This window comes from Tepidiphilus margaritifer DSM 15129, assembly GCF_000425565.1.
Classification (GTDB): domain Bacteria; phylum Pseudomonadota; class Gammaproteobacteria; order Burkholderiales; family Rhodocyclaceae; genus Tepidiphilus; species Tepidiphilus margaritifer.
In genome coordinates this window covers 134,808-159,431 of sequence record NZ_AUDR01000013.1, presented here as the reverse complement: position 1 = coordinate 159,431, position 24,624 = coordinate 134,808, and the positions used below count along the sequence as shown (strand labels likewise).

Annotated in this window: 28 protein-coding genes; 17 read left to right on the top strand and 11 right to left on the bottom strand. The window is 64.4% G+C overall.

The annotated features are described in order from the left end of the window. The first annotated feature begins 15 nt into the window (after window positions 1-15). From H607_RS0101560 to H607_RS0101535, 7 genes are all read left to right on the top strand, one after another. Complete coding sequence (locus tag H607_RS0101560) at window positions 16-501, top strand: VOC family protein (RefSeq protein ID WP_028873974.1); 486 nt, start codon at window positions 16-18, stop codon at window positions 499-501. A gap of 82 nt (window positions 502-583) precedes the next feature. Further along, entirely contained in the window at window positions 584-2,440 is a 1,857-nt protein-coding gene (locus H607_RS0101555) for a hypothetical protein (protein ID WP_157381255.1), read from the top strand. A gap of 295 nt (window positions 2,441-2,735) precedes the next feature. After that, window positions 2,736-3,377: a methyltransferase family protein gene (locus H607_RS13025; protein WP_157381254.1), complete on the top strand. Its 642-nt coding sequence runs from the start codon at window positions 2,736-2,738 to the stop codon at window positions 3,375-3,377. A 208-nt stretch (window positions 3,378-3,585) separates the two neighbouring features. After that, entirely contained in the window at window positions 3,586-4,791 is a 1,206-nt protein-coding gene (locus tag H607_RS11210) for a glycosyltransferase (RefSeq protein ID WP_083961862.1), read from the top strand. 75 nt (window positions 4,792-4,866) lie between these two features. Beyond that, window positions 4,867-5,040, top strand: coding sequence for a hypothetical protein (locus H607_RS13305; protein WP_157381253.1), 174 nt, complete (start codon window positions 4,867-4,869; stop codon window positions 5,038-5,040). Window positions 5,041-5,048: 8 nt separating this feature from the next. Next, window positions 5,049-5,321, top strand: coding sequence for a hypothetical protein (locus H607_RS0101540; protein ID WP_051240547.1), 273 nt, complete (start codon window positions 5,049-5,051; stop codon window positions 5,319-5,321). Further along, the gene (locus H607_RS0101535; protein WP_028873971.1) at window positions 5,318-5,533 is read left to right on the top strand and encodes a DUF2283 domain-containing protein; all 216 of its coding nucleotides are present in this window, start codon (window positions 5,318-5,320) and stop codon (window positions 5,531-5,533) included. The genes H607_RS0101540 and H607_RS0101535 overlap by 4 nt, the downstream gene beginning before the upstream one ends. Before the next feature lie 90 nt (window positions 5,534-5,623). Here H607_RS0101535 and H607_RS0101530 read toward each other — a convergent pair whose 3' ends face one another. From H607_RS0101530 to scpA, 10 genes are all read right to left on the bottom strand, one after another. Then, the gene (locus tag H607_RS0101530; RefSeq protein ID WP_083961861.1) at window positions 5,624-6,145 is read right to left on the bottom strand and encodes a GNAT family N-acetyltransferase; all 522 of its coding nucleotides are present in this window, start codon (window positions 6,143-6,145) and stop codon (window positions 5,624-5,626) included. After that, window positions 6,117-6,437 (bottom strand): type II toxin-antitoxin system TacA family antitoxin, encoded by a 321-nt coding sequence (locus H607_RS0101525; RefSeq protein WP_083961860.1) that lies wholly within the window; start codon window positions 6,435-6,437, stop codon window positions 6,117-6,119. Before H607_RS0101525 ends, H607_RS0101530 begins: the two co-directional genes overlap by 29 nt. Before the next feature lie 311 nt (window positions 6,438-6,748). Then, complete coding sequence (locus H607_RS0101520; protein ID WP_028873968.1) at window positions 6,749-7,249, bottom strand: GNAT family N-acetyltransferase; 501 nt, start codon at window positions 7,247-7,249, stop codon at window positions 6,749-6,751. Beyond that, window positions 7,250-7,525, bottom strand: a complete 276-nt coding sequence (locus H607_RS0101515) for a type II toxin-antitoxin system TacA family antitoxin (protein WP_028873967.1) — start codon at window positions 7,523-7,525, stop codon at window positions 7,250-7,252. A 164-nt stretch (window positions 7,526-7,689) separates the two neighbouring features. Continuing rightward, on the bottom strand, window positions 7,690-7,968 hold the full coding sequence (locus tag H607_RS0101510; RefSeq protein ID WP_028873966.1) for a Txe/YoeB family addiction module toxin: 279 nt from the start codon (window positions 7,966-7,968) through the stop codon (window positions 7,690-7,692). Then, entirely contained in the window at window positions 7,952-8,233 is a 282-nt protein-coding gene (locus H607_RS0101505; protein WP_028873965.1) for a type II toxin-antitoxin system Phd/YefM family antitoxin, read from the bottom strand. The genes H607_RS0101510 and H607_RS0101505 overlap by 17 nt, the downstream gene beginning before the upstream one ends. A 162-nt stretch (window positions 8,234-8,395) precedes the next feature. Beyond that, complete coding sequence (gene accC / locus H607_RS0101500; protein WP_028873964.1) at window positions 8,396-10,393, bottom strand: acetyl-CoA carboxylase biotin carboxylase subunit; 1,998 nt, start codon at window positions 10,391-10,393, stop codon at window positions 8,396-8,398. Between the two features lie 43 nt (window positions 10,394-10,436). After that, on the bottom strand, window positions 10,437-11,969 hold the full coding sequence (locus tag H607_RS0101495; protein WP_028873963.1) for an acyl-CoA carboxylase subunit beta: 1,533 nt from the start codon (window positions 11,967-11,969) through the stop codon (window positions 10,437-10,439). Between the two features lie 9 nt (window positions 11,970-11,978). Beyond that, a complete protein-coding gene (meaB, locus tag H607_RS0101490) occupies window positions 11,979-13,010 on the bottom strand; it encodes a methylmalonyl Co-A mutase-associated GTPase MeaB (RefSeq protein WP_211218430.1) in 1,032 nt (343 codons plus the stop codon). Between the two features lie 3 nt (window positions 13,011-13,013). Then, entirely contained in the window at window positions 13,014-15,179 is a 2,166-nt protein-coding gene (gene scpA / locus H607_RS0101485) for a methylmalonyl-CoA mutase (RefSeq protein ID WP_028873961.1), read from the bottom strand. 139 nt (window positions 15,180-15,318) lie between these two features. Between scpA and H607_RS0101480 the strand changes: the two genes are divergently transcribed. The 4 genes from H607_RS0101480 (at window position 15,319) to H607_RS0101465 (ending at window position 17,978) form a co-directional block, all read left to right on the top strand. Then, complete coding sequence (locus H607_RS0101480; RefSeq protein ID WP_028873960.1) at window positions 15,319-16,014, top strand: GntR family transcriptional regulator; 696 nt, start codon at window positions 15,319-15,321, stop codon at window positions 16,012-16,014. After that, window positions 16,011-16,817 (top strand): enoyl-CoA hydratase/isomerase family protein, encoded by an 807-nt coding sequence (locus tag H607_RS0101475; protein ID WP_028873959.1) that lies wholly within the window; start codon window positions 16,011-16,013, stop codon window positions 16,815-16,817. Before H607_RS0101480 ends, H607_RS0101475 begins: the two co-directional genes overlap by 4 nt. An 85-nt stretch (window positions 16,818-16,902) precedes the next feature. After that, complete coding sequence (locus tag H607_RS0101470; RefSeq protein WP_028873958.1) at window positions 16,903-17,445, top strand: hypothetical protein; 543 nt, start codon at window positions 16,903-16,905, stop codon at window positions 17,443-17,445. A 2-nt stretch (window positions 17,446-17,447) separates the two neighbouring features. Then, window positions 17,448-17,978: a FlgO family outer membrane protein gene (locus H607_RS0101465; protein WP_028873957.1), complete on the top strand. Its 531-nt coding sequence runs from the start codon at window positions 17,448-17,450 to the stop codon at window positions 17,976-17,978. A 64-nt stretch (window positions 17,979-18,042) separates the two neighbouring features. Here the strand turns inward: H607_RS0101465 and H607_RS0101460 are convergent, their stop codons facing one another. After that, window positions 18,043-19,488, bottom strand: coding sequence for a cobyric acid synthase (locus tag H607_RS0101460; protein ID WP_051240546.1), 1,446 nt, complete (start codon window positions 19,486-19,488; stop codon window positions 18,043-18,045). Between the two features lie 63 nt (window positions 19,489-19,551). On the opposite strand from H607_RS0101460, the gene H607_RS0101455 reads away from it, so the two are divergent. From H607_RS0101455 to recA, 6 genes are all read left to right on the top strand, one after another. Then, the gene (locus tag H607_RS0101455; protein ID WP_028873955.1) at window positions 19,552-20,469 is read left to right on the top strand and encodes a CobD/CbiB family cobalamin biosynthesis protein; all 918 of its coding nucleotides are present in this window, start codon (window positions 19,552-19,554) and stop codon (window positions 20,467-20,469) included. Next, window positions 20,466-21,476 carry a threonine-phosphate decarboxylase CobD gene (gene cobD, locus H607_RS0101450; protein WP_028873954.1) on the top strand — a complete coding sequence of 337 codons (1,011 nt, stop codon included), beginning with the start codon at window positions 20,466-20,468 and terminating at the stop codon, window positions 21,474-21,476. The genes H607_RS0101455 and cobD overlap by 4 nt, the downstream gene beginning before the upstream one ends. Further along, a complete protein-coding gene (thiL, locus tag H607_RS11205; RefSeq protein ID WP_425426863.1) occupies window positions 21,470-22,477 on the top strand; it encodes a thiamine-phosphate kinase in 1,008 nt (335 codons plus the stop codon). The genes cobD and thiL overlap by 7 nt, the downstream gene beginning before the upstream one ends. Continuing rightward, on the top strand, window positions 22,474-22,980 hold the full coding sequence (locus tag H607_RS0101440) for a phosphatidylglycerophosphatase A family protein (protein ID WP_037989210.1): 507 nt from the start codon (window positions 22,474-22,476) through the stop codon (window positions 22,978-22,980). The genes thiL and H607_RS0101440 overlap by 4 nt, the downstream gene beginning before the upstream one ends. Then, complete coding sequence (locus tag H607_RS0101435; protein WP_028873952.1) at window positions 22,977-23,480, top strand: CinA family protein; 504 nt, start codon at window positions 22,977-22,979, stop codon at window positions 23,478-23,480. The genes H607_RS0101440 and H607_RS0101435 overlap by 4 nt, the downstream gene beginning before the upstream one ends. 64 nt (window positions 23,481-23,544) lie before the next feature. Next, complete coding sequence (gene recA / locus H607_RS0101430; protein ID WP_028873951.1) at window positions 23,545-24,612, top strand: recombinase RecA; 1,068 nt, start codon at window positions 23,545-23,547, stop codon at window positions 24,610-24,612. Window positions 24,613-24,624: the final 12 nt, after the last annotated feature.

Sequence of the window (24,624 nt, the reverse complement as noted above, 5' to 3'; positions counted from 1 at the left end):
TCGAGAGTTTCCGTCATGAACGATTCCCCCCGACCGTTCCGCATCCTCGGTATTCAGCAAATCGCCCTCGGCGCGCTCGACAAGACCCGCCTCGCCCGCCTGTGGGTCGAGCTCTTCGGCCTGCCGGTGACCGGCACCTTTCGCTCCGAGCGCGAAAACGTGGATGAAGACATCGTCGCCCTGGGTGCAGGCCCCTTCAAGGTCGAGGTCGACCTGATGCAGCCGCTCGATCCGGAGAAGAAACCGGCGGTGCACGCCACCCCGCTCAACCACGTCGGGCTGTGGGTCGACGACCTGCCCAAGGCGGTCGAGTGGCTCTCGGCGCATGGCGTGCGCTTCGCCCCCGGCGGCATTCGCCGTGGCGCGGCCGGCTACGACATCTGCTTCATCCACCCCAAGGGCAACGACGAATTCCCCGTGAGCGGCGAAGGCGTGCTCATCGAGCTCGTCCAGGCTCCGCCGGAAGTGATCGAAGCGTACGCGACGATCGCCGCCGCCTGAAACCGCATTTGTCAGGATGCCGACAGCCACGAGGAGATAGCCTGCAAGGTCGAACGTGCTTTCTTCCTCGCGGAGGTAAATCATGGCAAACACGCCTTCCCGTTCCACGAAAACAACGCTTACCGTAGGCACAGGGCAATCGGTCACCTTGTCTGCTGCCAATACGGTCGTGCAGGGTGACGGGGTAGCCAACGAAACCGTCGTGGTGCAAAACAACGCTTGGAACGACACAATCTCTGGCGTCGATACGATCAATCTTCCAGGGAAGGTCACCGACTACCTCGTCGGTCAGCTCGGTAACAAGGACGTCATCAGCTCTGTATCCCATCGGGTGTCGCTCACCGATACGCCCGATCAGGGGAGTGGAACCAAGGTGCACTTCGAAGACGGCAGTCAGGTAAGCTTTTTACCCGACGGGACGGTACATTACGACAATGTCGTTCTGCCTGCACGAACTCCCTTCGTGGTCCCCAACTCCAGTATCACGATCCAGTCCGGGGGCAAAGACAACATCATCATGCAGCCCAATCAACACGACGTGACGATCAAGGGACTCGACAGCAATAGCACGCTCGACCTGAGAGGAGCGCTCGTCGAGAACGTCACGTTCACCTTTTCCGGACCCACGGTGAGCATCAAGCAGGGCACGACGACGCTTGCCACGATCGATGATTCTGCGCTTGCTCAAGCTTCGATTCCTTTGTACTTCAAAAATGGCTCAGGGACGCTGTCGATCTCGGCATCCGGTGACCAGTTCCAGTTGAAAAACCTCCAGATGCCCAGCAACGAGACCTACACCCTGCCCAATTCCGGCGTCACGGTGATAGGCAATGCGAGTGACACCGTGGTGCTCTCATCCGTGGATACCAATGAGAAAATCATCGGTGCAGGGAAAGTCGTGCTTCCGGGCGCGGCAACCGACTATCGCTTTGAAAAGAGTTTCGAGTCGGTCATCGTGCAGGATGCAAGCGGCAACACCGTGGCGACACTCTCGGGCATCCGCCAGGAAACGCTCTCTTTTGCCGACGGCAGCAGTCACACTCTGACATTCTCCGGCGGGAAATACCTGATCGACGGCAATGTGATCCCCTCGGGCAGCTTTGTCCCCTTGGGCACGACCGGCACCTCGGCAGGGAGCACCGCGCCGGGGACCTCTTCCGCAAGCACGGCGACATCGGGCGGCACCGGAACCTTTCATTTTACGATTGCCACCGACAATAGCCTGGGCAGTTACACCCAAGCCGTCGAAACCGACCTCACCAAGGCGCTCAACGACATCGGCAAATACCTCAATGCCCAAGGCAGTCTCGATCTCTTCCTCACCGGCAAACCCCTGAACGGGACGGTTCTCGCGCAAGCCCAAGGAGTGACGGTGAGCACGCCGAGTTCGCTACTTGCCGCCGAGCACAACGCCACTCAATCGACCATTTTCCAGATCGAGAGTCAAACCGGAAGCGACCCCAACGGAGCCTCTCCCGATGCCACGGTGACGATCAACACGAGCCTTTTGTCGCGCATGAATCTCGACCCGAACCACGCGCCGGCAGCGAACCAGTACGACCTCACTACCGTGCTCGAGCACGAACTCTTGCATGCGATGGGATTTGCGGGTTATCTCGGTACTTCCAGTAGCGCTACGCTCGCCACGGCGTTTGACGAGCAAGTGCAATTCATCAATGGCGCACCGTACTTCGTCGGAAAAAATTCCGAAGCGGTTTATGGTGGTCCTGTTCCTCTGGCACCTGCGAGCGCTGGCCCCGGTTCGGCGTACTACCACGTCAATGTGCCCAATGACCTGATGGATACATCGCTCGCGCCCGGTCTAGTGCGAACCATTTCGACACTCGACGTGGCCATGCTCAAAGATCTTGACATACCGGAAGTCACGACGGTCGGCGTGCCGGGCACCGCGCTTCACGCGGAGGCAGCGTTGGCTTGAGATCGCAAGATGATCTCTCGAACCCGCGAACCAGGTGTTCCCGCTGACCGACACCACAGCATCGGTGTCCAAGCAATCTCAACGAAGGTGCCTGAGCCCGCCAATTGCAGCCGTTTTCCCGTCCCTGCGGATTTCAAAATATGCGGATCAATCCCCTGCAAACGCCTCCCCTACAACGTATTCATCGTGAACGACCATTTCGGACCATCCACGACATGGCCATTCATGATATTACCCTTGGATGTTGATTAAAATTCCCGGAAGTCAAGGCACATTCTTTTTTCGGAGAGTTCCTATGCCACTAAGAGAAGATTTTGCAAGTACCGGCAACTGGCTGTTTCGACGGAGAAGCTATTTGCCGATTATAGTAATTGGCATATTTTTGTTTTCAATGAAAGATTATGAGTACTTGGGCCATAGTGAGCGTCTGGATCACATATGGGAGGCAATATGCCTCGCCGTCAGTTTTTTTGGATTAGGTATCCGCATATTCACCATCGGACATACCCCAAAAGGAACATCGGGAAGAAATACAAAAAGGCAAATTGCGGAAACTCTGAACACAACGGGCGCCTATTCTGTCGTCAGGAATCCTTTGTATTTGGGAAATTTCTTCATGGGTTTGGGTATTGCCCTGTTCGCACACCTTTGGTGGCTAACGTTGATTTATATATTGGTATTTTGGCTATACTACGAGAGAATAATTTTTGCAGAGGAAGAATATCTGAGAAACAAGTTCGGACAGGCTTATCTTGAGTGGGCAAACGAGACACCCGCCTTTATTCCGAGATTCGACAAATATAAAAAAGCAGATTTACCATTTTCTCTCAAAAATGTGCTCCGGCGTGAATACAACGGTTTTTTTTGCGCTTGTATTTCTCATGGCCATATTGGAAGTAACTGGAGACATCCGTTACCAGGGCGAGTTCGATGTTGATGCAGGTTGGTTGCTGTTGGCAACCACCAGCTTGGTACTGTGGGTCGTGCTACGATCACTGAAAAAGTATACGAATATTCTCAACGTGGAAGGCAGGTAGGTAAAAAGGGACACCTATTTTTACCCCTAGGTCACCCTCCAGCGCACGGATCTAGCGCGTGTGCACGCGCGCCTCGTTCCTCAAACCCGGACGGCTACGGATCGTCGCATGAAACTGCTCTTCATCCACCAGAATTTCCCCGGCCAGTTCAAGCACCTCGCCCCGGCGCTCGCTCGGCAGGGGCACGAGGTGGTGGCGATGACGATGCAGCAAGTGCCCGTGCGCCAATGGCAAGGGGTGCAGCTCGTTCCCTATGGCGTGACGCGCGGTACTACGCCGGGCGTGCACCCGTGGGTGTCGGACTTCGAGACCAAGGTGATCCGGGGCGAGGCGTGTTTCCGCGCCGCCTTGCAGCTGAAAGCCCAGGGCTTTACGCCCGACGTGATCATCGCCCACCCCGGTTGGGGCGAGAGCCTCTTTCTCAAGGACGTTTGGCCGCAAGCCAAACTGGGGCTCTATTGCGAGTTCTACTACCATCCCCAAGGCGCCGACGTCGGCTTCGATCCCGAGTTTCCCGCCACCGACCCGGGCGAAGTCTGCCGCATCCGGTTGAAGAACCTCAACAACCTCATGCACTTCGAGGTGGCCGATGCCGGCATCAGCCCCACGCATTGGCAGGCGAGCACCTTTCCGCCGCGCTTTCGCGACAAGATCACCGTGGTGCACGACGGCATCGACACCTGCACCCTCGTGCCCAACCCGCAGGTGCGCCTGACGGTCAACGGTGAGCTCACCCTGACCCGCAGCGACGAAGTCATCACCTTCGTCAATCGCAATCTCGAACCCTATCGCGGCTACCACGTCTTCATGCGGGCGCTGCCTGCCATCCTGCGCCGCCGCCCCAAGGCGCGAGTCTTCCTCGTGGGTGGCAACGACGTGAGCTACGGCGCCCGGCCCGACCCGGCGCGTTATGGCGGCAGGCGCACCTGGCGCGAGATCTTCTTCGAAGAAGTGCGTCCGCAGCTGCCCGATGCCGACTGGGCGCGGGTGCATTTCCTCGGCAACATCCCCTATCCCCAGTTCGTGGCGCTCTTGCAGCTCTCTTCCGTCCATGTCTATCTCACCTACCCCTTCGTGCTCTCTTGGAGCCTGCTGGAAGCGATGAGCGTGGGCTGCGCGATCGTAGCGGGAATGAACAAAGGGACACCCAGTGCGCCGGGACGAAGCCGGCAGAAGATTGGAGGCAGAGCCCGGCAGCGGCTTCTGAAGGCTTGGCTACCCTGCCCTGCCCTGCCCACGAGCCATCTTCTACGGGCCTGTGAGTGCTTGCCGACAGCAAACCCGCTCGCGCAGACGCGTTCGCGGCTACAATGACCCTTGGGCGCATGGCGCCGATGATGACGCAAGCAAGGGAACCATGCTGCACAGACTGAGGCATTTTTTGAAGGCATGGCCGGCGCGCTCGCGCTGTTTGGCGAGCCGCCCGCATACCGCTACCCCCGTCGCGGCGGCTTTGCGCAGGACGCGGCAAAACTGCGCGGCGACTTTGCCGCCGTCGGAACCGATTTGCGCGAGACGCTCGAACGTGACGCACAAAAGTACGACCGCCCGCGCCAGGCATAGCAACCGATATGTCCGATGAATCCCTGCCAGGCCGCAGCCTCGCCTCTTGGCCTCTCACGCCCTATTTCCGCGATACGGTTCTCGTCAAGCGGCCCTACCTGCAGCTCGAATGGTGCATTTTGACGATCCGCGAGCCGCTGCGCCGCGAGGTTCAGCCGGAAGATGGCCGCATTCGCCAGTGGCGCTGGATCGAGGAACTCGGACGTTACCTGCGGGTCGTCACCTTGCCCGATGGCGAAACGATCCACAATGCCTTTCCCGACCGGAGGTTCAAGCCATGAAACTGGATTACGACGAAACGACCGATTCCCTCTACATCCACCTCAGTGAGCGCCCGGCGGCCGATTCCGAAGAGGTCGCCGACGGAATCGTGCTCGATTTCGACGAGCACGGCACGGTGGTAGGCATCGACATCCAGCACGCCAGCCAGAAAGCCGATTTTGCCGCCTTGAGGCTGCACAAGGTTCCCATCGCGGCGGTCGAGACGGTTTGAACGCAATCTTGACGCATTCATCCCCCTTGCCTACACTGCCTGCATGAGCCCTGCCGGAGCCACCCCATGACCCGCCCCAGCCCGGGAAAGTTAGCGCTTACGCAGCAGTTCCTGAATCTCAGGCAGCGGCATGAACAGCAAGAGTCCATTTTCCGGCGCCTGACGGAACCCAAAGCTTTTGTAATAACCGGCAGCCTTATCGTCCTTGGCATCCACGATGAGGCCCGTGCAGCCCGACAACTCCGCCACGCGTAGGACCCTTGTCATCGCATCGACCACCAGAACCTGCCCCAGACCCTGGCCCTGAAAACGGCTATCGACGGCCAGACGGGCCAGACGAACCACAGGCAGTTGATGGGTGGGCAGCTTGTATTTTTTGACGACATCAGGCGGTAACGCACCGACATCGACGTTCGCATTGGTCAGTGCGTAGTAGCCGAAAAACACGCCATCCCTTTCCCCGCAGAATGTGCGGGTAATGTTCCTTTTCTCGTGCTGAGAGGCGGTCTCGGCGAGATATCTATTCAGCGCGGGCGTGCCGCAATCGAACTGCGAACGTGCATCAAGAAGATCCCTCGGCAACTTAGAGAGCGGGTGAATCTTCGTTGTCATCAATGAGCTCACGGTATTGGGCCAGCGCTTTCTTCAATTTGGCGTTCGGCGAACACGGCTTGGCCAGTTGTTCCAGAAACCACTCGGAGTCCCGTTCGGAGAGGACGATGTTCTTCATTTCATGACGATCGATGAATTCCTGAGCATGCTGATGCACCACCTGAACGATGTACGCGTTCACGGGGACGCCCGTCAGTTCAGCAGCTCGCTGAATCGTTTTCTGTACGTTCAAAGGAACCCTGGCCGTGATCCGGCCCTTCTCTGATTGATTCGCACTCATGCGGCGTGGCATAGTCAGTACCTCCGAGAGGTATTAAATATAAGGGGCTTGCGCCCTAGTATGGAAGAGAAGAGTGATCAAACCTCGATCATTTCCCAGGTAACTTTCGTCCCAGCGAGGTCTGCTCGCGGGTGATGATGTTCAAATGGGTAAAACGGGTGAGCATCAAAATCAAGGCATAGGATTTCGCCCTTGACGGACTATCCGGAATTGTACGTCGGTGACAGTATAGCACCATGTGTGTTTTTTGACACCAAGCAAAGCAAAAAAGCAAAAAGGTACACCCTCTTATTTACTGGATCGTCACCGACCCTGGTGACGACTCAGGCGAACCCCGCAAAGTGTGCTCGGGGCAGCATCCAGCGGCCGGGCTGACCGGGAAGTTCAATGAATCCGAAGTGCTGGTAGAACGCAGCCGCTTTGGGCGACTTGGCGTCGACGACGAGGGCAGCCACCGCGAGGGTTTTGCTGGCGGCCGCAACGCGCTTGCACGCATCGGCCAGCAGGATCGAACCGAGTCCCTGTCCCTGAAACTGCCGGGCCACGGCCAAACGGCCGAGTAAGGCCACAGGCACGGGGTAGCGAGGTAGTTTTTTACGCCACTTCTCGGGCAGCGTCTCAGCGGCGATGCTGGCGGCACTGAGCGTGTAGAAACCGGCAACCACCTGGGGTTGCTCGGCCGGGCTCGCCACAAAAACCCGTGCCACGCCACGCTTGATGTCCTGACTGGCGTAGCGCTGCAGGTAGTCGTCGAGCGCTTTCTCACCACACGCGAAATCAGCCGTCCGTGCGTCGCCGTCGAGCGCGCGAATGCAATAGGCCATTTACTTCACGTGCTCGGCGTGACGGGCGAATGCACGCTGCAGTGCCGCGTTGGCTTGGGGCTGCGTATCCAACGCATCGAGAAACGCAGCGAAATCATCCTGAGACAAGGTGATGCTTTCGTGCGCCTGCACGACCGACTTGGCTTGCTCGATCGCGTTCCTGAGCACGAACTCGGACACGCTCATATGCGCATACGCAGCCGCTTTGTCGAGCAAGCGACGCATTTCCTGATCGCAGCGGATGTGCAGCCGGGTGTTTTTGGCAAGGGTTGTCATGCTTGACTCCTGATGGCAGTCAAACTTGAATTGTACGCCATTTGTGCGCACAATTCAATTCACACACAAAGAGACATCCATTTACCCACAGAAGGGCGCCTCGCCTTTGCAATACACCGACGTGGTGATCGAGCGTTTCCGACACAACCGCTCCGACAGCTTGGCTAGTAGTGGTAGCGGCCTTGCAAAAACTCGATCCGATCCGCTTTCACCAAGTAGACGCAACGGTGTTCCTGCGTGATCCGGCGTGACCAGACATCCGGGCCCAGATACTTCAACGGTTCGGGATTGCCAATGCCCTTGAATGGGTCGCGCAGGATGGCCTTGACCAGCTCCAGGAGGCGCTTGGCAGTGCGGCGTTCTGTTTCCACCCAGTAACTCAAGTCCTCCAGGAACTCGGGCTGAAACACCGCGACGCGCTTGAGCTCAGTCTTCGAGACCATAGAGTTTCTCGAGGGCATCGACCGCAGTGGGTGCGACCTCACCGGCCCGAGCACGGGCCAGGGCAGCCAGCAGACGTTCCGCATTCTTTGGCGAGCGCAGCAGATGCGCTGTCTCCATCAGGCTTTGCAGTTCATCGGCGGCAATCATTGCAACGGCCCCCCCCGAGCGGCGACGCACCACGACGACTTCACGGTCATCGACCGCACGATCCATCAGCGTCTTGAGTTGCTTGCGGGCCTGGCTGTAGGTGGTTTCGATGGTCATGGCGATCTCCGTTAGTTGGACAGCTATATTGTACAACCATGACATGACAACGGAGCATCCACTTCCGCCCGTTCCCGCTCACTGCCGTAGCGCGCTGATTTTGTATAGGAAAAAGCCGGCCCCGAGAGGCCGGCTCTTCCTCTACATCCTGGCGAAGGAAGATCACTCGAATTCGAGGATCACTTCGTCCACCGCCAGGCTGGCGCCCGGTTTGGCGACGATTTTCTTCACCTTGCCGTCCTGTTCGGCGCGCAGGATGTTCTCCATCTTCATCGCCTCGATCACGGCGAGTTTCTCCCCGGCCTTGACTTCCTGCCCTTCGGCGACCGCGACCTCGCGCAGCAGACCCGGCATGGGCGAGAGGAGGAACTTGGACATGTCCGGCGGCGACTTGAGCGGCATCAAGGGCCAGAGGGCGGCGATGTGGGCCGGCAGGACGCGGGCGCGCAGCTCGGCGCCGTGGTGGCGCAGCACGTAGAGGATGCCCTCGCGTTCGAGCTGCACCGTCATCGGCGCATCGCCGATGCGCACCTGCAGCACGATCTCGCCCAGACGCCAACGCGGATCGAAGTCGATCTGCAGCACCCGATCGCCCGAGCGCACCACGAAGCGCACGTCGGAGAGCGCCTCGACCGTGGCCGGGGTGGAGCCGTGCGCGTCGATCACGTGGTAGCTCGGCGTGGGCGCGTAACGGCGGCCGTTCATCTGACCCGAGAGGCGGGCGTTGCGCAGCCGCCACTTGTGCTCGACCGCCGCGAGGATGAGGCGCAGCATCAAGGGGTCTTCGTGCGGCACCATCTCCGGCGTGAAGCCGTGGGGGAATTCCTCGGCGATGAAGCCGGTGGTGAGCCGCCCTTCGCGGAAGCGCGGATGCTGCATGAGCGCCGCCTGGAAGGGAATGTTGGAGTGGATGCCGCGGATGACGAAGGCGTCGAGCGCCTCCTGCATCCGTTCGATCGCCTCCAGCCGGTCGCGCCCGTGCACGATGAGCTTGGCGATCATCGAGTCGTAGTACATCGAGATTTCACCGCCTTCATAGACGCCGGTGTCGACGCGCACCTGGCCCGGCACTTCGGCGGGCGGACGGAACTTCACCAAACGCCCGGTGGAGGGCAGGAAGCCGCGGAAGGGATCCTCGGCGTTGATGCGGCATTCCATCGCCCAGCCGTCGATGCGCAGCTCGGATTGCGACAGCGGCAGTTTCTCGCCGGCGGCGATGCGGATCATCCACTCGACCAGATCGAGCCCGGTGATCATCTCGGTGACCGGGTGCTCGACCTGCAAGCGGGTGTTCATCTCGAGGAAGTAGAAGGACTTGTCCTTGCCGACGACGAATTCCACCGTGCCGGCGGACTGGTATTGGACCGCACGCGCGAGCGCCACCGCCTGCTCGCCCATGGCGCGGCGGGTGTCGGGGTCGATGAAGGGGCTGGGCGCCTCTTCCACGACTTTCTGGTGACGGCGTTGCACCGAGCATTCGCGCTCGAAGAGATAGACGTAGTTGCCCCAGGCGTCGCCGAAGACCTGGATCTCGATGTGGCGCGGCTCCTCGACGAATTTCTCGATGAAGACACGATCGTCGCCGAAGGCGTTGCGCGCCTCGTTGCGGCAGGATTCGAAGCCTTCGCGGCACTGGGCGTCGTCGTAGGCCACGCGCAGCCCCTTGCCGCCCCCGCCGGCCGAAGCCTTGATCATGACGGGATAGCCGATGTCGCGGGCGATGCGCACGGCCTCCTCGGCCGATTCGATCGGTTCGTTGTAGCCGGGAATGGTATTGACCCCGGCCTGCATGGCGAGCTTTTTCGAGGCGATCTTGTCGCCCATCGCGGCGATCGCCGCGTGTTTCGGACCGATGAAGACGATGCCTTCTTCTTCGAGCCGACGGGCGAATTCCTCGTTTTCGGAGAGAAAGCCATAACCGGGGTGGACCGCCTCGGCGCCGGTCTGTTTGCACGCGGCGATGATTTTGTCCATCGCCAGATAGGATTCCTTGGAGGGCGCCGGGCCGATGCATACCGCCTCGTCGGCGAGCTGCACGTGCAGCGCGCGCCGGTCGGCCTCGGAATAGACCGCCACGGTGGCGATCCCCATCTTGCGCGCGGTCTTGATCACCCGGCAGGCGATTTCACCCCGGTTGGCGATCAGAATCTTTTTGAACATGGTGGTGTTTTCCCTCATTGCGATGAACCGTTGGCCTGCCGTCTCACAGCGGGATGTTGCCGTGCTTGCGCCAGGGGTTTTCGAGTTTCTTGTCCTCGAGCATGGCCAGCGAGCGGCAGATGCGCTTGCGCGTGGCGTGCGGCATGATGACGTCGTCGATGTAACCGCGCCGCGCCGCCACGAAGGGGTTGGCGAATTTCTCGCGGTATTCCGCTTCGCGGGCCGCGATCTTCTCGGGGTCGTTCTTCTCGTCGCGGAAGATGATCTCGACCGCGCCCTTCGGCCCCATGACCGCGATCTCGGCGGTGGGCCAGGCGAAGTTGACGTCGCCGCGCAGGTGCTTGGAGGCCATCACGTCGTAGGCACCGCCATAGGCTTTGCGGGTGATGACGGTGATCTTGGGCACCGTGGCTTCGGCATAGGCATAGAGGAGCTTGGCGCCGTGCTTGATGATGCCGCCGTATTCCTGGGCCGTACCGGGGAGAAAACCGGGCACGTCGACGAAAGTGACGATGGGGATGTTGAAGGCATCGCAGAAGCGCACGAATCGCGCCGCCTTGATCGAGGATTTGATGTCGAGGCAGCCAGCGAGCACCATGGGCTGGTTGGCCACGAAGCCGACGGTACGGCCCTCCATACGTCCGAAGCCGACGACGATGTTCTTGGCGTAGTCGGGCTGGACCTCGAAGAAGTCGCCCTCGTCGACCACCTTGAGGATGAGCTCCTTGATGTCGTAGGGCTGGTTGGGGTTGTCGGGCACGAGGGTGTCGAGCGAGGGTTCCATGCGCTCGGCCACGTCGCTGGTGGGGCGCACCGGCGGTTTCTCGCGGTTGTTGAGCGGCAGGAAGTCGAAGAAGCGGCGCAGCTGCAAAAGCGCCTCGATGTCGTTCTCGAAGGCCGCATCGGCCACGCCCGAGCGTGTGGTGTGGGTGATCGCCCCGCCGAGCTCCTCGGCTGTGACCTCTTCGTGCGTGACGGTCTTGACCACGTCCGGGCCGGTGACGAACATGTAGGAGGTGTCCTTCACCATGAAGATGAAGTCGGTCATCGCCGGCGAATAGACCGCACCGCCCGCGCACGGCCCCATGATCATGGAGATCTGCGGGATCACGCCGGAGGCGAGCACGTTTCTCTGGAACACGTCTGCATAGCCGCCGAGCGAGGCCACCCCTTCCTGGATGCGCGCCCCGCCCGAGTCGTTCAGGCCGATCACGGGGGCGCCGACCTTCATCGCCTGGTCCATGATCTTGCAGATTTTCTCGGCGTGCGCTTCCGACAGCGACCCGCCGAAGACGGTGAAATCCTGGCTGAAGACGAAGACGAGCCGGCCGTTGATGGTGCCATAGCCGGTCACCACGCCGTCACCGGGGATGTGTTCTTTCTCCATCCCGAAGTCGGTGCAGCGGTGCTCCTTGAACATGTCCCACTCTTCGAAGCTGCCCTCGTCGAGCAGTACCTCGATGCGCTCGCGCGCGGTGAGCTTGCCCTTGGCGTGCTGGGCGGCGATACGCCGCTCGCCGCCGCCCAGCCGGGCGCGGGCGCGTTGCTCTTCCAATCGACGGATGATGTCCTGCATGGTTTATCCTCACTGACTGATGGTCTGGCTCGCATCGAGCAGGCGCCGCGCCGCGACCACCGGCGCGAGCCGCCCGCTCTCCACGTCCCGTTCGATCGCCGGCAGCATCGTGCGCACGGCGGGGTGTTGACGGAAACGGCGCTTGAGTTCGGCGTCGATCCGTTCCCACATCCAGGCGAGCGCCTGACGGCGGCGTTTTTCGGCAAGTGCTCCGTTTTGCTGCAGCGTGTCGCGAAAGGCGAGCACCGTCTCCCAGAATCGATCGAGCCCCTCGCGCTTGAGTGCCGAGACGAGCAGCACCGGCACGCGCCAGTCGGGATGCGCCGGGCGCAGCATGTGCAATGCCGTCTCGAGCTGGGCCTTGGCCCGCATCGCCGCGGCGGGGTCGGCATCGGCCTTGTTGATGACGATGAGGTCGGCGAGCTCCATGATTCCTTTCTTGATGCCCTGGAGATCGTCGCCGGCGTTGGGCAGCTGCAGCAGGACGAACATGTCGGTCATGTTGGCGACCGCCGTCTCCGATTGCCCCACGCCCACGGTTTCGACGATGACGACGTCGAACCCCGCCGCCTCGCACACCAGCATCGTCTCGCGCGTCTTCTCGGCCACGCCCCCGAGGCTGCCCGCCGAAGGGCTGGGGCGGATGAAGGCGCGCGGATCGCGACTCAGGCGCTCCATGCGCGTCTTGTCGCCCAGGATGGAGCCGCCCGAGAGGCTGGAGGAAGGATCGACGGCGAGCACGGCGACGCGATGCCCGCGCTCGATGAGATAAAGGCCGAGCGCCTCGATGAAGGTCGACTTGCCTACTCCCGGCACGCCGGAGATCCCCAGGCGCAGCGCCCCGCCCGTGTGCGGCAGCAGCGCCTGCAGCACGGCCTCGGCCCGACGCTGATGATCGGGCCGGCTCGATTCGATGAGGGTGATCGCCTTGGCGAGCGGCCGTAGCTGGCGCGCGAGCACGCCTTCGACGAGGGTGCGATCCTCCTCGCCGAGTTCGGGCTGCCCGTCAAAACGCTCCGGCACCGATTCCTGCGGCGACACGACTCACCCTCGGCCACGGGCAGCACGGATCGCCGCGAGTACCTGGCGCGCCGCCTCGGGGATCGGCGTGCCCGGCCCGAAGATGCCCTTGGCGCCGGCCGCATAGAGGAAATCGTAATCCTGCGACGGAATGACCCCGCCGACGAAGACGATGATGTCCTCGGCCCCCAGGCGCCTGAGCTCGTCGATGAGCGCGGGCACCAAGGTCTTGTGGCCGGCGGCGAGCGTCGACACTCCTACGGCGTGGACGTCATTTTCCACCGCGTGGCGCGCCGCCTCTTCGGGCGTCTGGAACATGGGACCGATGTCGATGTCGAACCCGAGATCGGCAAAAGCGGAGGCGACCACCTTGGCCCCCCGGTCATGCCCGTCCTGGCCGAGCTTGGCGATCATGATGCGCGGGCGACGGCCCTCTTCCTCGATGAAGCGCTCGATCTCGTCCTTGAGCATCCGCCACTCCTCGCGCCCCTCCACGACGGCGCCGTAGACGCCAGTGACCGTCTGCGGATTGGCCTGATAGCGGCCCCAGACTTTTTCCAGGGCATCGGACACTTCCCCCACGGTGGCGCGGGCGCGCACCGCCTCGATCGCGAGCGCGAGGAGATTCCCTTCCCCGGTCTGGGCACAGCGGGTGAGCGCCTCGAGCGCCTGCTGCACTTTCACGGGATCGCGCTCAGCGCGCAGCTTCTCAAGCCGCCGGATCTGATTCTCGCGCACGGCGCGGTTGTCGATCTCCAGCACCTCGATGGGGTGGTCTTCTTTCTCCAGACGGTACTTGTTCACGCCCACGATCACGTCGAGCCCGGCGTCGATGCGCGCCTGCTTCTCGGCGGCGCACTCCTCGATCTTCATCTTCGCCCAGCCGGATTCGACCGCCTTGGTCATGCCGCCCATCGTCTCGACTTCCTCGATGATGGACCAGGCTTTGTCGATCATCTCCTGTGTGAGCGTCTCCATCATGTAGGAGCCGGCCCAAGGGTCGATGACGTTGGTGATGTGGGTCTCTTCCTGCAAGATGAGCTGCGTGTTACGGGCGATGCGGGCTGAGAACTCGGTGGGCAGCGCGATCGCCTCGTCGAGCGCGTTGGTGTGCAGCGACTGCGTGCCGCCGAAGACCGCGGCCATGGCCTCGATCGTGGTACGGATGATGTTGTTGTAGGGATCCTGAGCGGTGAGCGACCAGCCGGAAGTCTGGCAGTGGGTGCGCAGCATCATCGAGCGCGGGTTCTTGGCGCCGAACTCCTTCATGATGCGCCACCACAGGTAGCGCGCCGCGCGCAGCTTGGCGATCTCGAGGTAGAAGTTCATGCCGATGGCGAAGAAAAACGACAACCGCCCGGCGAACTTGTCGATGTCCAGGCCCCGCTTCATGGCAGTGCGCACGTATTCCATGCCGTCGGCCAGGGTGAAAGCGAGCTCGAGCGCCTGCGTCGCCCCCGCCTCCTGGATGTGGTAGCCCGAGATCGAGATGGAGTTGAACTTGGGCATGTGCTCGGCCGTGTAGGCGATGATGTCGGCGACGATGCGCATCGACGGCTCGGGCGGGTAGATATAGGTGTTGCGCACCATGAATTCTTTGAGGATGTCGTTCTGGATCGTGCCCGAGAGCTGATCCTGCCGCACCCCTTGCTCCTCGGCGGCCACGACGTAACCGGCGAGCACCGGCAGCACCGCTCCGTTCATGGTCATCGACACCGAGACCTTGTCGAGCGGGATGCCGTCGAAGAGGATCTTCATGTCCTCGACCGAGTCGATCGCCACGCCCGCCTTGCCGACGTCGCCGATCACGCGCGGGTTGTCGGAATCGTAGCCGCGGTGCGTGGCCAGGTCGAAGGCCACCGAGATGCCCTGCCCGCCGCCGGCGAGCGTCTTCTTGTAGAAAGCGTTGGATTCCTCGGCGGTGGAAAAGCCCGCGTACTGGCGGATGGTCCAGGGCTTGACCGTGTACATCGTCGGCTGCGGCCCGCGGATGAAGGGCTCGAACCCGGGCAAGGTGTCGGCGTGCGGCAGACGGTCGAGGTCGGCGCGCACGTAGAGCGGATGCACGACGATGCCTTCGGGGGTGTGCCAGTCGAGCCGGCTCAGGTCGCCGTCGGGCGCCTGCTTGGCCGCGGCTTTTTTCCAGGCTTCGAGATCGGGTTTGGGATAAGCGGGTGCGGAGTCGGACATGGAGACATCCTTCGACGACGATGGAAGCGTGACATCCGCGCCGTCGAAACGCGGCACCGATCGGCAGGCGGCGCGGGAACCGGAAACGACAAATATAATATGTAATCCATAATTATGGAAGACCTGGAGCCCGACCGATATGGCTTCGCAACGCATCGCCCCCAACGCCCTCTACCAGGAAGTGGCGCAGCGGCTGCGCCAGCGCATCTTCGCCCATGATTTGCCGCCGGGGCGACCCATCGACGAACTGCGTCTGGCGGCCGAATACGGCATTTCGCGCACGCCCCTGCGCGAGGCCCTGAAGGTGCTTGCCGCCGAGGGGTTGGTGACCCTCATCCCGCGGCGCGGCGCCTTCGTCAGCCAGATTTCCGCCGAGGATCTGGATGCGATCTTCGACGTGCTCGCCGTGCTCGAAGGACACGCCGCGCGCCGGGCCGCCGAGCGCATGGACGAAGCAGCCACCGAAGAGCTGCGGCGCTTACACCAGCGCCTGGAGGACGCGGCGCGCGCCGGGGCGATCGACGCCTTCTTCGAGGCGAACCAGGCTTTCCATGCGGAAGTCCTGCGGCTTGCCGCCAACCCCTTCCTCTCGGGCACGATCCAGGATCTGCGCCAGAAGATCCGGCTCAGCCGTCACCATTCCCTCTACGACGAAGGGCGGCTGGAACGCAGCCTGCAGGAGCACCGCGAGCTGCTCGCCGCTCTGCTCGGCGGGGAGACTGCGGCCGCCGAGCGGTGCATGCGCGAGCACCTGCGCTCCGGGCGCGAGGCGATCGCGCACGTACAGCGCAGCACCCTTCCCGATCCTTTTTCCCAAGGGGAACATTGCTCATGAGCGGAACCCTGCACACCCACCCCCATCCCGAGGTTTCCTGCCTCGTCGTCACGCTCGAAAATCCGGGAAAACGCAATGCGCTCGATGCCGCCCTGTGGCAGGCGCTGGGCGATCTCTTTCTCGAACTCGCCGCCGAGGGTCTTCCCTGGCGCAGCGTCATCCTCACCGGCGCGGATGGAGCTTTCGCCGCCGGCGGTGATCTGGAAGAGTTCCCCTGCGTGCGCGCAGACATCGCCTCGGCGCTGGACTACCACGAAGGCAAGGTTGGGCGGGCGCTGCGCGCCATCGCCGAGTGCCCTTTGCCGGTAATCGCGGCGATCGAAGGTCCCTGCATCGGCGGCGGGCTGGAGATCGCGGCGATGTGCGACCTGCGCGTGGCCGGACGCAGCGCCCGCTTCGGTGCGCCCATCGCCCGCCTCGGCTTTTGGATGTACCCCGGTGAGCTCGCGCTGCTGCGCGAGCGCCTCCCGGAAGGGCTGCTCGCGCAGATGCTGCTCGAAGGGGCCGTGCTCGATGCCGAACGCCTGTGGCGGCTCGGCGTATTGCATCACCTCGTCGAGGATGGCCATGCGCTCGAAGAGGCGCTCGCGGTGGCGCGACGCATCGCCGCCGGAGCGCCGCGGGTAGCCAGGATGCACAAGCTCTGGTTGGCTCGCCTGCGTCACCGCACGCCTTTGTCGGAAGAAGAAAAACGCGCTGGGCTGGCATTCCTCGACGATCCCGACTACCGCGAAGGGCTTGCCGCCTTCCTGGAGAAACGGGCACCGTGTTTCGGACGCCACGCTCGGGGCGAAGAGGTATGAATTTTCGGTGAGCATTGATTGCGTTCGCATTCGCTTCACGCTAAGATCATGGAATCGCCCTTGGCATCCTCAGGAGATAGCAACCATGCGCTTCGCTCCCCTGCCCATCGCCGCCGCGCTGGGCGCCGTCCTGCTCGGCGGCTGCACCAACCCCGGCGCACCGCTTCCCACCGACTTCGCCCAGGAACCACAGCAAAAAATCCAGGCAGTACGCCAGTGGCAAACGGTGGCCACGAGCCTGGCCGAGCGGCTGAGCGTCATGATGATTCGCGACAACAGCTGCACGCCGCAAGCCACCCTGTGTGATGTCATCTACGTTCATCCGGCCGCCAATGCGTCCACGTTCGACGCGGCCTTCCGCGACGCCTTCGTGAGCTACCTCGTCGGCCGTGGCTGGAACGTCGCCCAGCAGGGGCCGGCCGACATCGAGATCGACCTCGACAGTCGCTACGCGAAGCTCGCCACCGCCCCCGACGTCGAAGTGATGGTCACGGCCTCGGCACGGCGCGGTGACCGCTATCTCGCCCGCATCTCCGACGTCTATTATGTCACCAGCCCCGAACTCTACGCCAAGCTGGCCTCCACCCCCCCGTACGATCCCACCCGGCTGACGGTGAAAGGAGACTGATCATGCGGCGCCCGCTCACCACCCTGACGCTTGCCTGTGCGCTCGCCCTGTCGGCCTGCGCCACCGAGACCCTCCCGCCACCGCCCAAGGCCGATCCCGCCGTGGTCGTCAACAAAGCCTACGAAACGGCCGATGCGCTCATCGATCAGCTGCCGCCCGAGCTGCGCGCCGGCCCAGTGCTCTTCGCCACCTTCGTCGACGTCGACGCGCTCGATCGCTCCACCACCTTGGGGCGCACGCTCACCGAACAGGTCGCCAACCGCTTCGTGCAGCGCGGCTTCGTCGTCACCGAGCTCAAGCTGCGCACGGCCGTCTTCGTCAAGCGCGACACGGGCGAGCTGATGCTTGCACGCGAAGTCGACCAGATCGCCCGCGAACACGACGCCCGCATCGTCGTGGCCGGCACCTATTCCCCGGCCAAGGAAGCCGTCTATCTGAGCGCCAAGGCGATCGACCCTGCCACCGGCCAGGTACTCGCGGCCAAGGACACCATCGTTCCGATGGACAACAACGTCAAGAGCCTCTTGCGCTGAAAAAGCGCACACGGAGCTAAAGGCGCCGCCTGCGGGCGGCGTTTTCGCGTCCACTCCTGGACGATCAGGACAACCCCAGCATCCGCCGCCAGTCGCAGTGCGCCTCGATCGCCGCGGCCAAGCGCTCGATCGCCGCTTCGCGCCGTTGCACCGCATCCTCGGTGGAGAGCGCCGCCCCGGCCCAGTGTGCGAGCGCGGCGAAGGCGGGGGCTGAGTCGAAGAGTCCGTGCCAGTAAGTGCCGAGGATCTGCCCGTCTTCCGCGAGCGCCCCGTCGGGCACGCCGTCCTCGCCGATCACGACAGGATGCGCGAGCGCTGGCCCTTCGCTCACGCCGAGGTGAATCTCGTAGCCTTCGACCTCCGCACCGCCCAGTGTGGCAGCAAGCCGCCCGCGACAGTGGCGCAGCACCTTCCGGGAATCGAGCCGCGTGCGCAAGGAGAGCAACCCCAGGCCGGGCCGACCGCCCGGCGCACCTTCCAGCCCCAGGGGGTCGTCGAGCCACTCACCCAACATCTGAAACCCTCCGCACAGGCCGATGAGCTTGCCGCCGTAGCGCAGATGTCGGCGCAGCAGCGCCGGGCCGCCGTGGGATTCGAACCAAGCCAGATCCGCCTGCACCGCCTTGGAGCCGGGCAACACCACCAGGTCGGCTCCGGGCCAGGGACCGCCGTGCCACCAGTGGAAGTCGACCTCGGGGTGCAGGCGCCAGGCGTCGAGGTCGGTGTGATTGCTCACGCGCGGCCAGGCGATCGCCACCACCCGCAGCCTCGCCCGCGCGGTGCGCTCCACCGGCGCGAGGCCGTCCTCGGCCTCCAACGCGAGCTTCCCCAGATGCGGCAGCACCCCGAAGACCGGTTTGCCGGTACGCTCCTCCAGCCACTGCAGGCCCGGCGCAAGGAGCGAGAGGTCCCCGCGAAAGCGGTTGATGACGAAACCGCGCATGCGCGCACGCTCGCTCGGCGAGAGACATTCGAGCGTGCCGATGATCTGGGCGAAGACGCCCCCGCGGTCGATGTCGGCCACCAGCGCCACCGGGATGTCGACCGCTTCGGCGAACCCCATGTTGGCGATGTCGCGCGCGCGCAGATTCACCTCCGCCGGACTGCCCGCACCCTCGACGAGGATCCACTCGAATTCCTCTTGCAGGCGCGCCCAGGATTCGAGCACCGCCCGTAGCGCCACCGGCTTGTAGGCGTGATAATCCCGCGCCGACAGGGTATGCACCGCCCGCCCGTGGATCACGACCTGGGCGCCGATATCGGTGGTGGGTTTGAGCAAGACCGGGTTGAAATCCACCCGGGGTTCGAGTCCGGCGGCGAACGCCTGCAGCGCCTGGGCGCGCCCGATCTCGCCCCCGTCGGCCGTCACGGCGGCGTTGTTGGCCATGTTCTGCGGCTTGAACGGGGCCACACGCACGCCGGCACGCGCGAGCAGGCGGCACAATCCTGCCACCAGCGTGCTCTTGCCGGCATCCGACGTGGTCCCCTGGATCATCAATGCGCGCGCCATGCCCGTCCCCGCGACCGGAAAACCCCCGATTATAATGGGCGACTTCGCCCCTTTCCCGCCGTCATGTCCATACTCCTGCCCACCGTGCTCGCCCTCGCGCTCGATCGCCTCTTCGGCGAGCCGCCGCGCTGGCACCCCCTCGTCGGCTTCGGTCGCTGGGCCGGTGCCCTGGAACGCCTCGTGCGCCAGCACCTCGGCGAGGGCGTGGGCGCAGGAATGCTCGCCTGGGCGCTGGCGGTGCTGCCTTGGGTGGGGCTCGTCGCCGCTTTGGGGCGAGTGCATCCGTTCGTCGAAGACGCGCTCGCGGTCGGCTGCCTGGCGCTCGCCCTCGGAGCACGCAGCCTGCGCGAGCACCTCGAACCGGTGCGCGACGCGCTCGCCGCAGCAGATCTGCCCACCGCCCGGGCGCGGGTAGCCTTCCTCGTGAGCCGGGACACGGCAGCGATGACGGGCGAAGAGGTGGCGCGCGCTGCCACGGAATCGGCGCTGGAAAACGGCCACGACGCCGTGCTCGCCCCGCTGGTGTGGTTCGCGCTGCTCGGCGCGCCCGGCGTGGTGCTGCATCGCCTGGCCAACACGCTCGATGCCATGTGGGGCTATCGCACGCCACGCTACGAGCGTTTCGGCAAGTGCGCCGCCCGTATCGACGACGCGCTCGGCTGGCCGAGCGCACGGGTCACGGCGCTCCTCTATGCCCTGGGCGGACGCACGGCGGCGGCGTTGCGGTGCTGGCGTCGCCAAGCTCCGCAGTGGGAGAGCCCCAACGCCGGCCCGGTGATGGCGAGCGGCGCCGGCGCGCTGGGCGTCACCCTGGGCGGCGAAGCCTCCTATGGCGGAACGCGGCACGAGCGCCCCCTGCTCGGCGAAGGTCCCGCGCCGAGCGCGGCCAGCGTGGCCGCCGCCATGGAACTCGTCGAACGCGCCGTCTGGGGCTGGTTGCTCCTGCTCGCGCTCCTCGCCTTGGTGGGGGGTGCGCGGTGAGCCGACCGGTACACGGCGGGCGCCTGCGCGAGGCAGCGCGTCGCCACGGTCTGCCGCCCGAGTGCTGGCTCGACCTCTCCACCGGCATCAGCCCCTGGTCCTACCCCCTGCCGCCGGTCCCAGAGGAAGTCTGGCGGCGTCTACCGGAAGAGGATGACGGGCTCGATGAACTCGTGCATGCCGTCTTCGGTCGCCCCGCCCTGGCGGTACCCGGCACCCAAGCGGCCATTTCCCGCCTGCCGGCCCTCTTGCCCGACGTGCGCCGCGTGCTGGTGCCGCATCCCGCGTACGGCGAGCATGCCCATGCCTGGCGCACCCACGCCGTCTTGCGCTGCGCCCCCGCCACCGACGCGATCGACGCGCGGCTCGACGAAGTCGACGCGCTGGTGCTCGTCCATCCGAACAACCCCACTGGCGCGCGCTTTCCCGCCCAGAAGCTGCACGCATGGCATCGGCGGCTCGCCGGGCGCGGCGGCTGGCTGATCGTGGACGAAGCCTTCCTCGAACCGGGCGAAGCGGGCAGCCTCGTGACCGAGACCGGGTCGCCCGGCCTCGTCGTCTTGCGTTCGCTGGGCAAATTCTGGGGGCTCGCGGGTCTGCGCTTCGGCCTGGTCTTCGCCCCCGAACCGCTGCGCGCGCAGCTCTCCGCCTTGCTCGACCCGTGGGCGGTGAGCCATCCGGCACGCTGGGCGGCCCGGCTCGCGCTCGCCGATTCCGCCTGGCAGGAACGGCAGCGCGCGCGTCTTGCCGCCGCCTCGCTTGCCCTGGCGACGATGCTGGAAGAATCCGGTCTCCGGGTGAGCGGCCGCACCTCGCTCTTCGTCTGGGTCGAGACACCGGGGGCACCGACGCTCGCCGCCGCCCTCGAGCGCCACGGCATCCTCGTGCGCCGTTTCGACGACCCGCCGGGGTTGCGCTTTGGACTGCCCGCCGACGCGGCCCAGTCAGAGCGGCTGCGGGCGGCGCTCCTCGAAGCGATCGCCGAGACTCCAAGGATTTCATCATGAACGAATTCTCCCTGATCGAGCAGTTCTTCGCCGATCTCGCCGCGCACGAACCCACCCCGTCCTGGCTGCGGCTGGGCATCGGCGACGACGCGGCGCTGCTCGTCGAGGAAAGCGGCCGGGAAACGGCGATCACCTGCGACACCCTCATCGAGGGGCGGCACTTCCTGGCCGGAACCGATCCGGAGGCGCTCGGCTGGAAGGCGCTGGCGGTGAACCTCTCCGATCTGGCGGCCATGGGCGCCGTCCCCACGGGGTTCCTGCTCGCGCTCACCCTGCCCGAGGCCGATGAATCCTGGCTCACGGCCTTCGCCCGCGGGCTCTTCGCCTGCGCCCGGCGGCACGGCGCCCGGCTCATCGGCGGAGACACCACCCGCGGCCCGCGTGCGCTCACGATCACGGCGCTCGGGCGGGTGCCGGCAGGCGAGGCGATATTGCGCAGCGGCGCACGCGCGGGCGACGACGTCTGGGTGAGCGGACAACCCGGACGCGCTGCCCTGGGGCTCGCCGTGCGATTCGGGGAACTCTCGCCGAACCTGCCCGGCGCCGGTGAATGGCTCGCCGCGCTCGATCGTCCCGAACCGCGCCTTGCCTTGGGACGCCGCCTGCGGCGACTCGCGCACGCGATGCTCGACGTCTCCGACGGATTGCTCGGCGACCTCCGGCATCTCCTCGAACGCTCGGCACCGCCCCCCCTCACGGCCGAGATCGAGGTGGCCAGACTGCCCCTCGCCCCTCTCGTCGCCGGCGGCGCGCCGCCCGAGCGGGCGCGGGCCGCCTTGCTCACCGGTGGCGACGACTACGAACTCCTCTTCACCGCCGCGCCGGAATCCCGGCAACGACTTGCCCAACTCGCCGGGGAACTGAACCTGCCGCTTTCCCGCATCGGGCGGCTCGTGCCGGCCACGACACATCCCATCGTGCTCATCAAGCCCGACGGACGGCGTACCCTGCCCGCAGTTTTGGGCTATGATCATTTCCGCCCATGCCAGGAGCACCGATGACTTCCGCCGCCAAGCGTCCGCCTTCTCCCTCCTTCCTTCTGGCCCATCCGGCGCATTTCATTGCGCTCGGATTCGGGGCGGGGCTCTCCCCCTGGGCGCCGGGCACGGTCGGTTCGCTCCTTGCCTGGGCGCTCTATCCGTTGCTGCGCGCCCCGGTCTCCGAGGGGCTTTTCCTACTGCTGCTCGCCTCTTTCTTCCTCGCCGGCGTCATCGCCTGTGAGCGTACGGCCAAGGCGCTGGGCACCGAGGATCCCGGCGCCGTCGTCTGGGACGAGATGATCGCCGTCTGGCTCGTGCTCTTCTTCTGCCCGCCGGGGCTTGCCTGGCAGGCGGCGGGCGTGGCGCTCTTTCGCCTGTTCGACATCGCCAAACCCGAACCCATCGCCACCCTGGAGCGACGGTTTCACGGCGGCCTCGGCATCATGATCGACGACCTGGCCGCCGCCGGCTACGTGCTGCTCGTGCTCGCCGTGGCGGTGCACTTCCTGGGAGCGCAGGCATGATCCGACCCGAAGACCCCCTGGGGCGCCTCGCCCGTGACCTGGGCGTGCTGCTCGCCGCCCGCGGCTGGATGCTCGCCACCGCCGAATCCTGTACCGGCGGAGCCGTCGCCGAGGCGATCACGGCGATCGCCGGCAGCTCCGGCTGGTTCGAACGCGGTTTCGTCACCTACTCCAACGCCGCCAAAATCGAACTGCTCGGCGTCGCGCCTCTCACCCTCGAGCGCCATGGGGCCGTGTCGGAAGCCGTGGCGCGCGAAATGGCGCTCGGCGCACTCGCGCACAGCCAGGCTGAGCTGGCCTTGTCCATTACCGGCATCGCCGGGCCCGACGGCGGCACCCCGGAGAAACCCGTGGGCACCGTCTGTTTCGGCTGGGCCTGGGGCCGGACCCGGCCGCGGGTACGCAGCGAGCGGCGCCACTTCGCCGGAGACCGCATCGCCGTGCGCGCCCAGGCCGTGCGCACGGCACTCGCCGGTACCATCGCCCTGTGCCGCCCCTGAACCATCCTGTGCCATAATCGGTCAAACCATCTTTATATTTGCCAGGCCAGCCAAGGAATTTTCGATGGACGACAACAAACTCAAGGCGCTGCAGGCGGCGCTCGCGCAGATCGACAAGCAGTTCGGCAAAGGCTCGGTGATGCGCATGGGCGACGCGCAGGTGGTGCGCGATATTCAAACCGTCTCCACCGGCTCGCTCGGACTGGACATCGCACTGGGCATCGGCGGGCTGCCGCGCGGTCGGGTGGTGGAGATCTACGGCCCCGAATCCTCGGGCAAGACCACCCTCACGCTGCACGTCATCGCCGAAATGCAGAAACTCGGCGGGGTAGCCGCTTTCATCGATGCCGAACACGCCCTAGACGTGCAGTATGCGAAGAAATTGGGCGTCGATATCGACGATCTCCTCGTGTCGCAGCCCGACACCGGCGAGCAGGCGCTCGAGATCGCCGACATGCTGGTGCGCTCGGGCGGGGTCGACATCGTGGTGATCGACTCGGTGGCCGCACTCACCCCCAAAGCCGAAATCGAGGGGGAAATGGGCGACTCGCTCCCCGGCCTGCAAGCGCGCCTCATGAGCCAGGCGCTGCGCAAGCTCACCGCCAGCATCAACAAGACCAACACGCTCGTCATCTTCATCAACCAGATCCGTATGAAGATCGGCGTCATGTTCGGCAATCCGGAAACCACCACCGGCGGCAACGCGCTCAAGTTCTACTCCTCGGTGCGGCTCGACATCCGCAAGACCGGCACGATCAAGAAAGGCGACGAGGTCGTCGGCTCCGAGACCCGCGTCAAGGTCGTCAAGAACAAGGTCGCCCCGCCCTTTCGCGAAGCGATGTTCGACATTCTCTACGGCGAGGGCATCTCGCGCGAAGGCGAGATCATCGACCTGGGCGTGGAGCACAAGCTCATCGACAAGTCCGGTTCTTGGTACGCCTACGAGGGCGAGAAAATCGGTCAGGGCAAGGACAACGCGCGCGAATTCCTGCGTCAACGCCCCGAGCTCGCGCGGCGCATCGAGAATCAGATCCGGGCCAAGGTAGGGCTGCCGCCCCTGCCCGAGATCGCTTCCGCTGCGCCCAGCGCCGCCCCGAGCGAAGCCGCCCTCGCCGCTCCGGCGGCCGAATAAGCCTTCGTCATG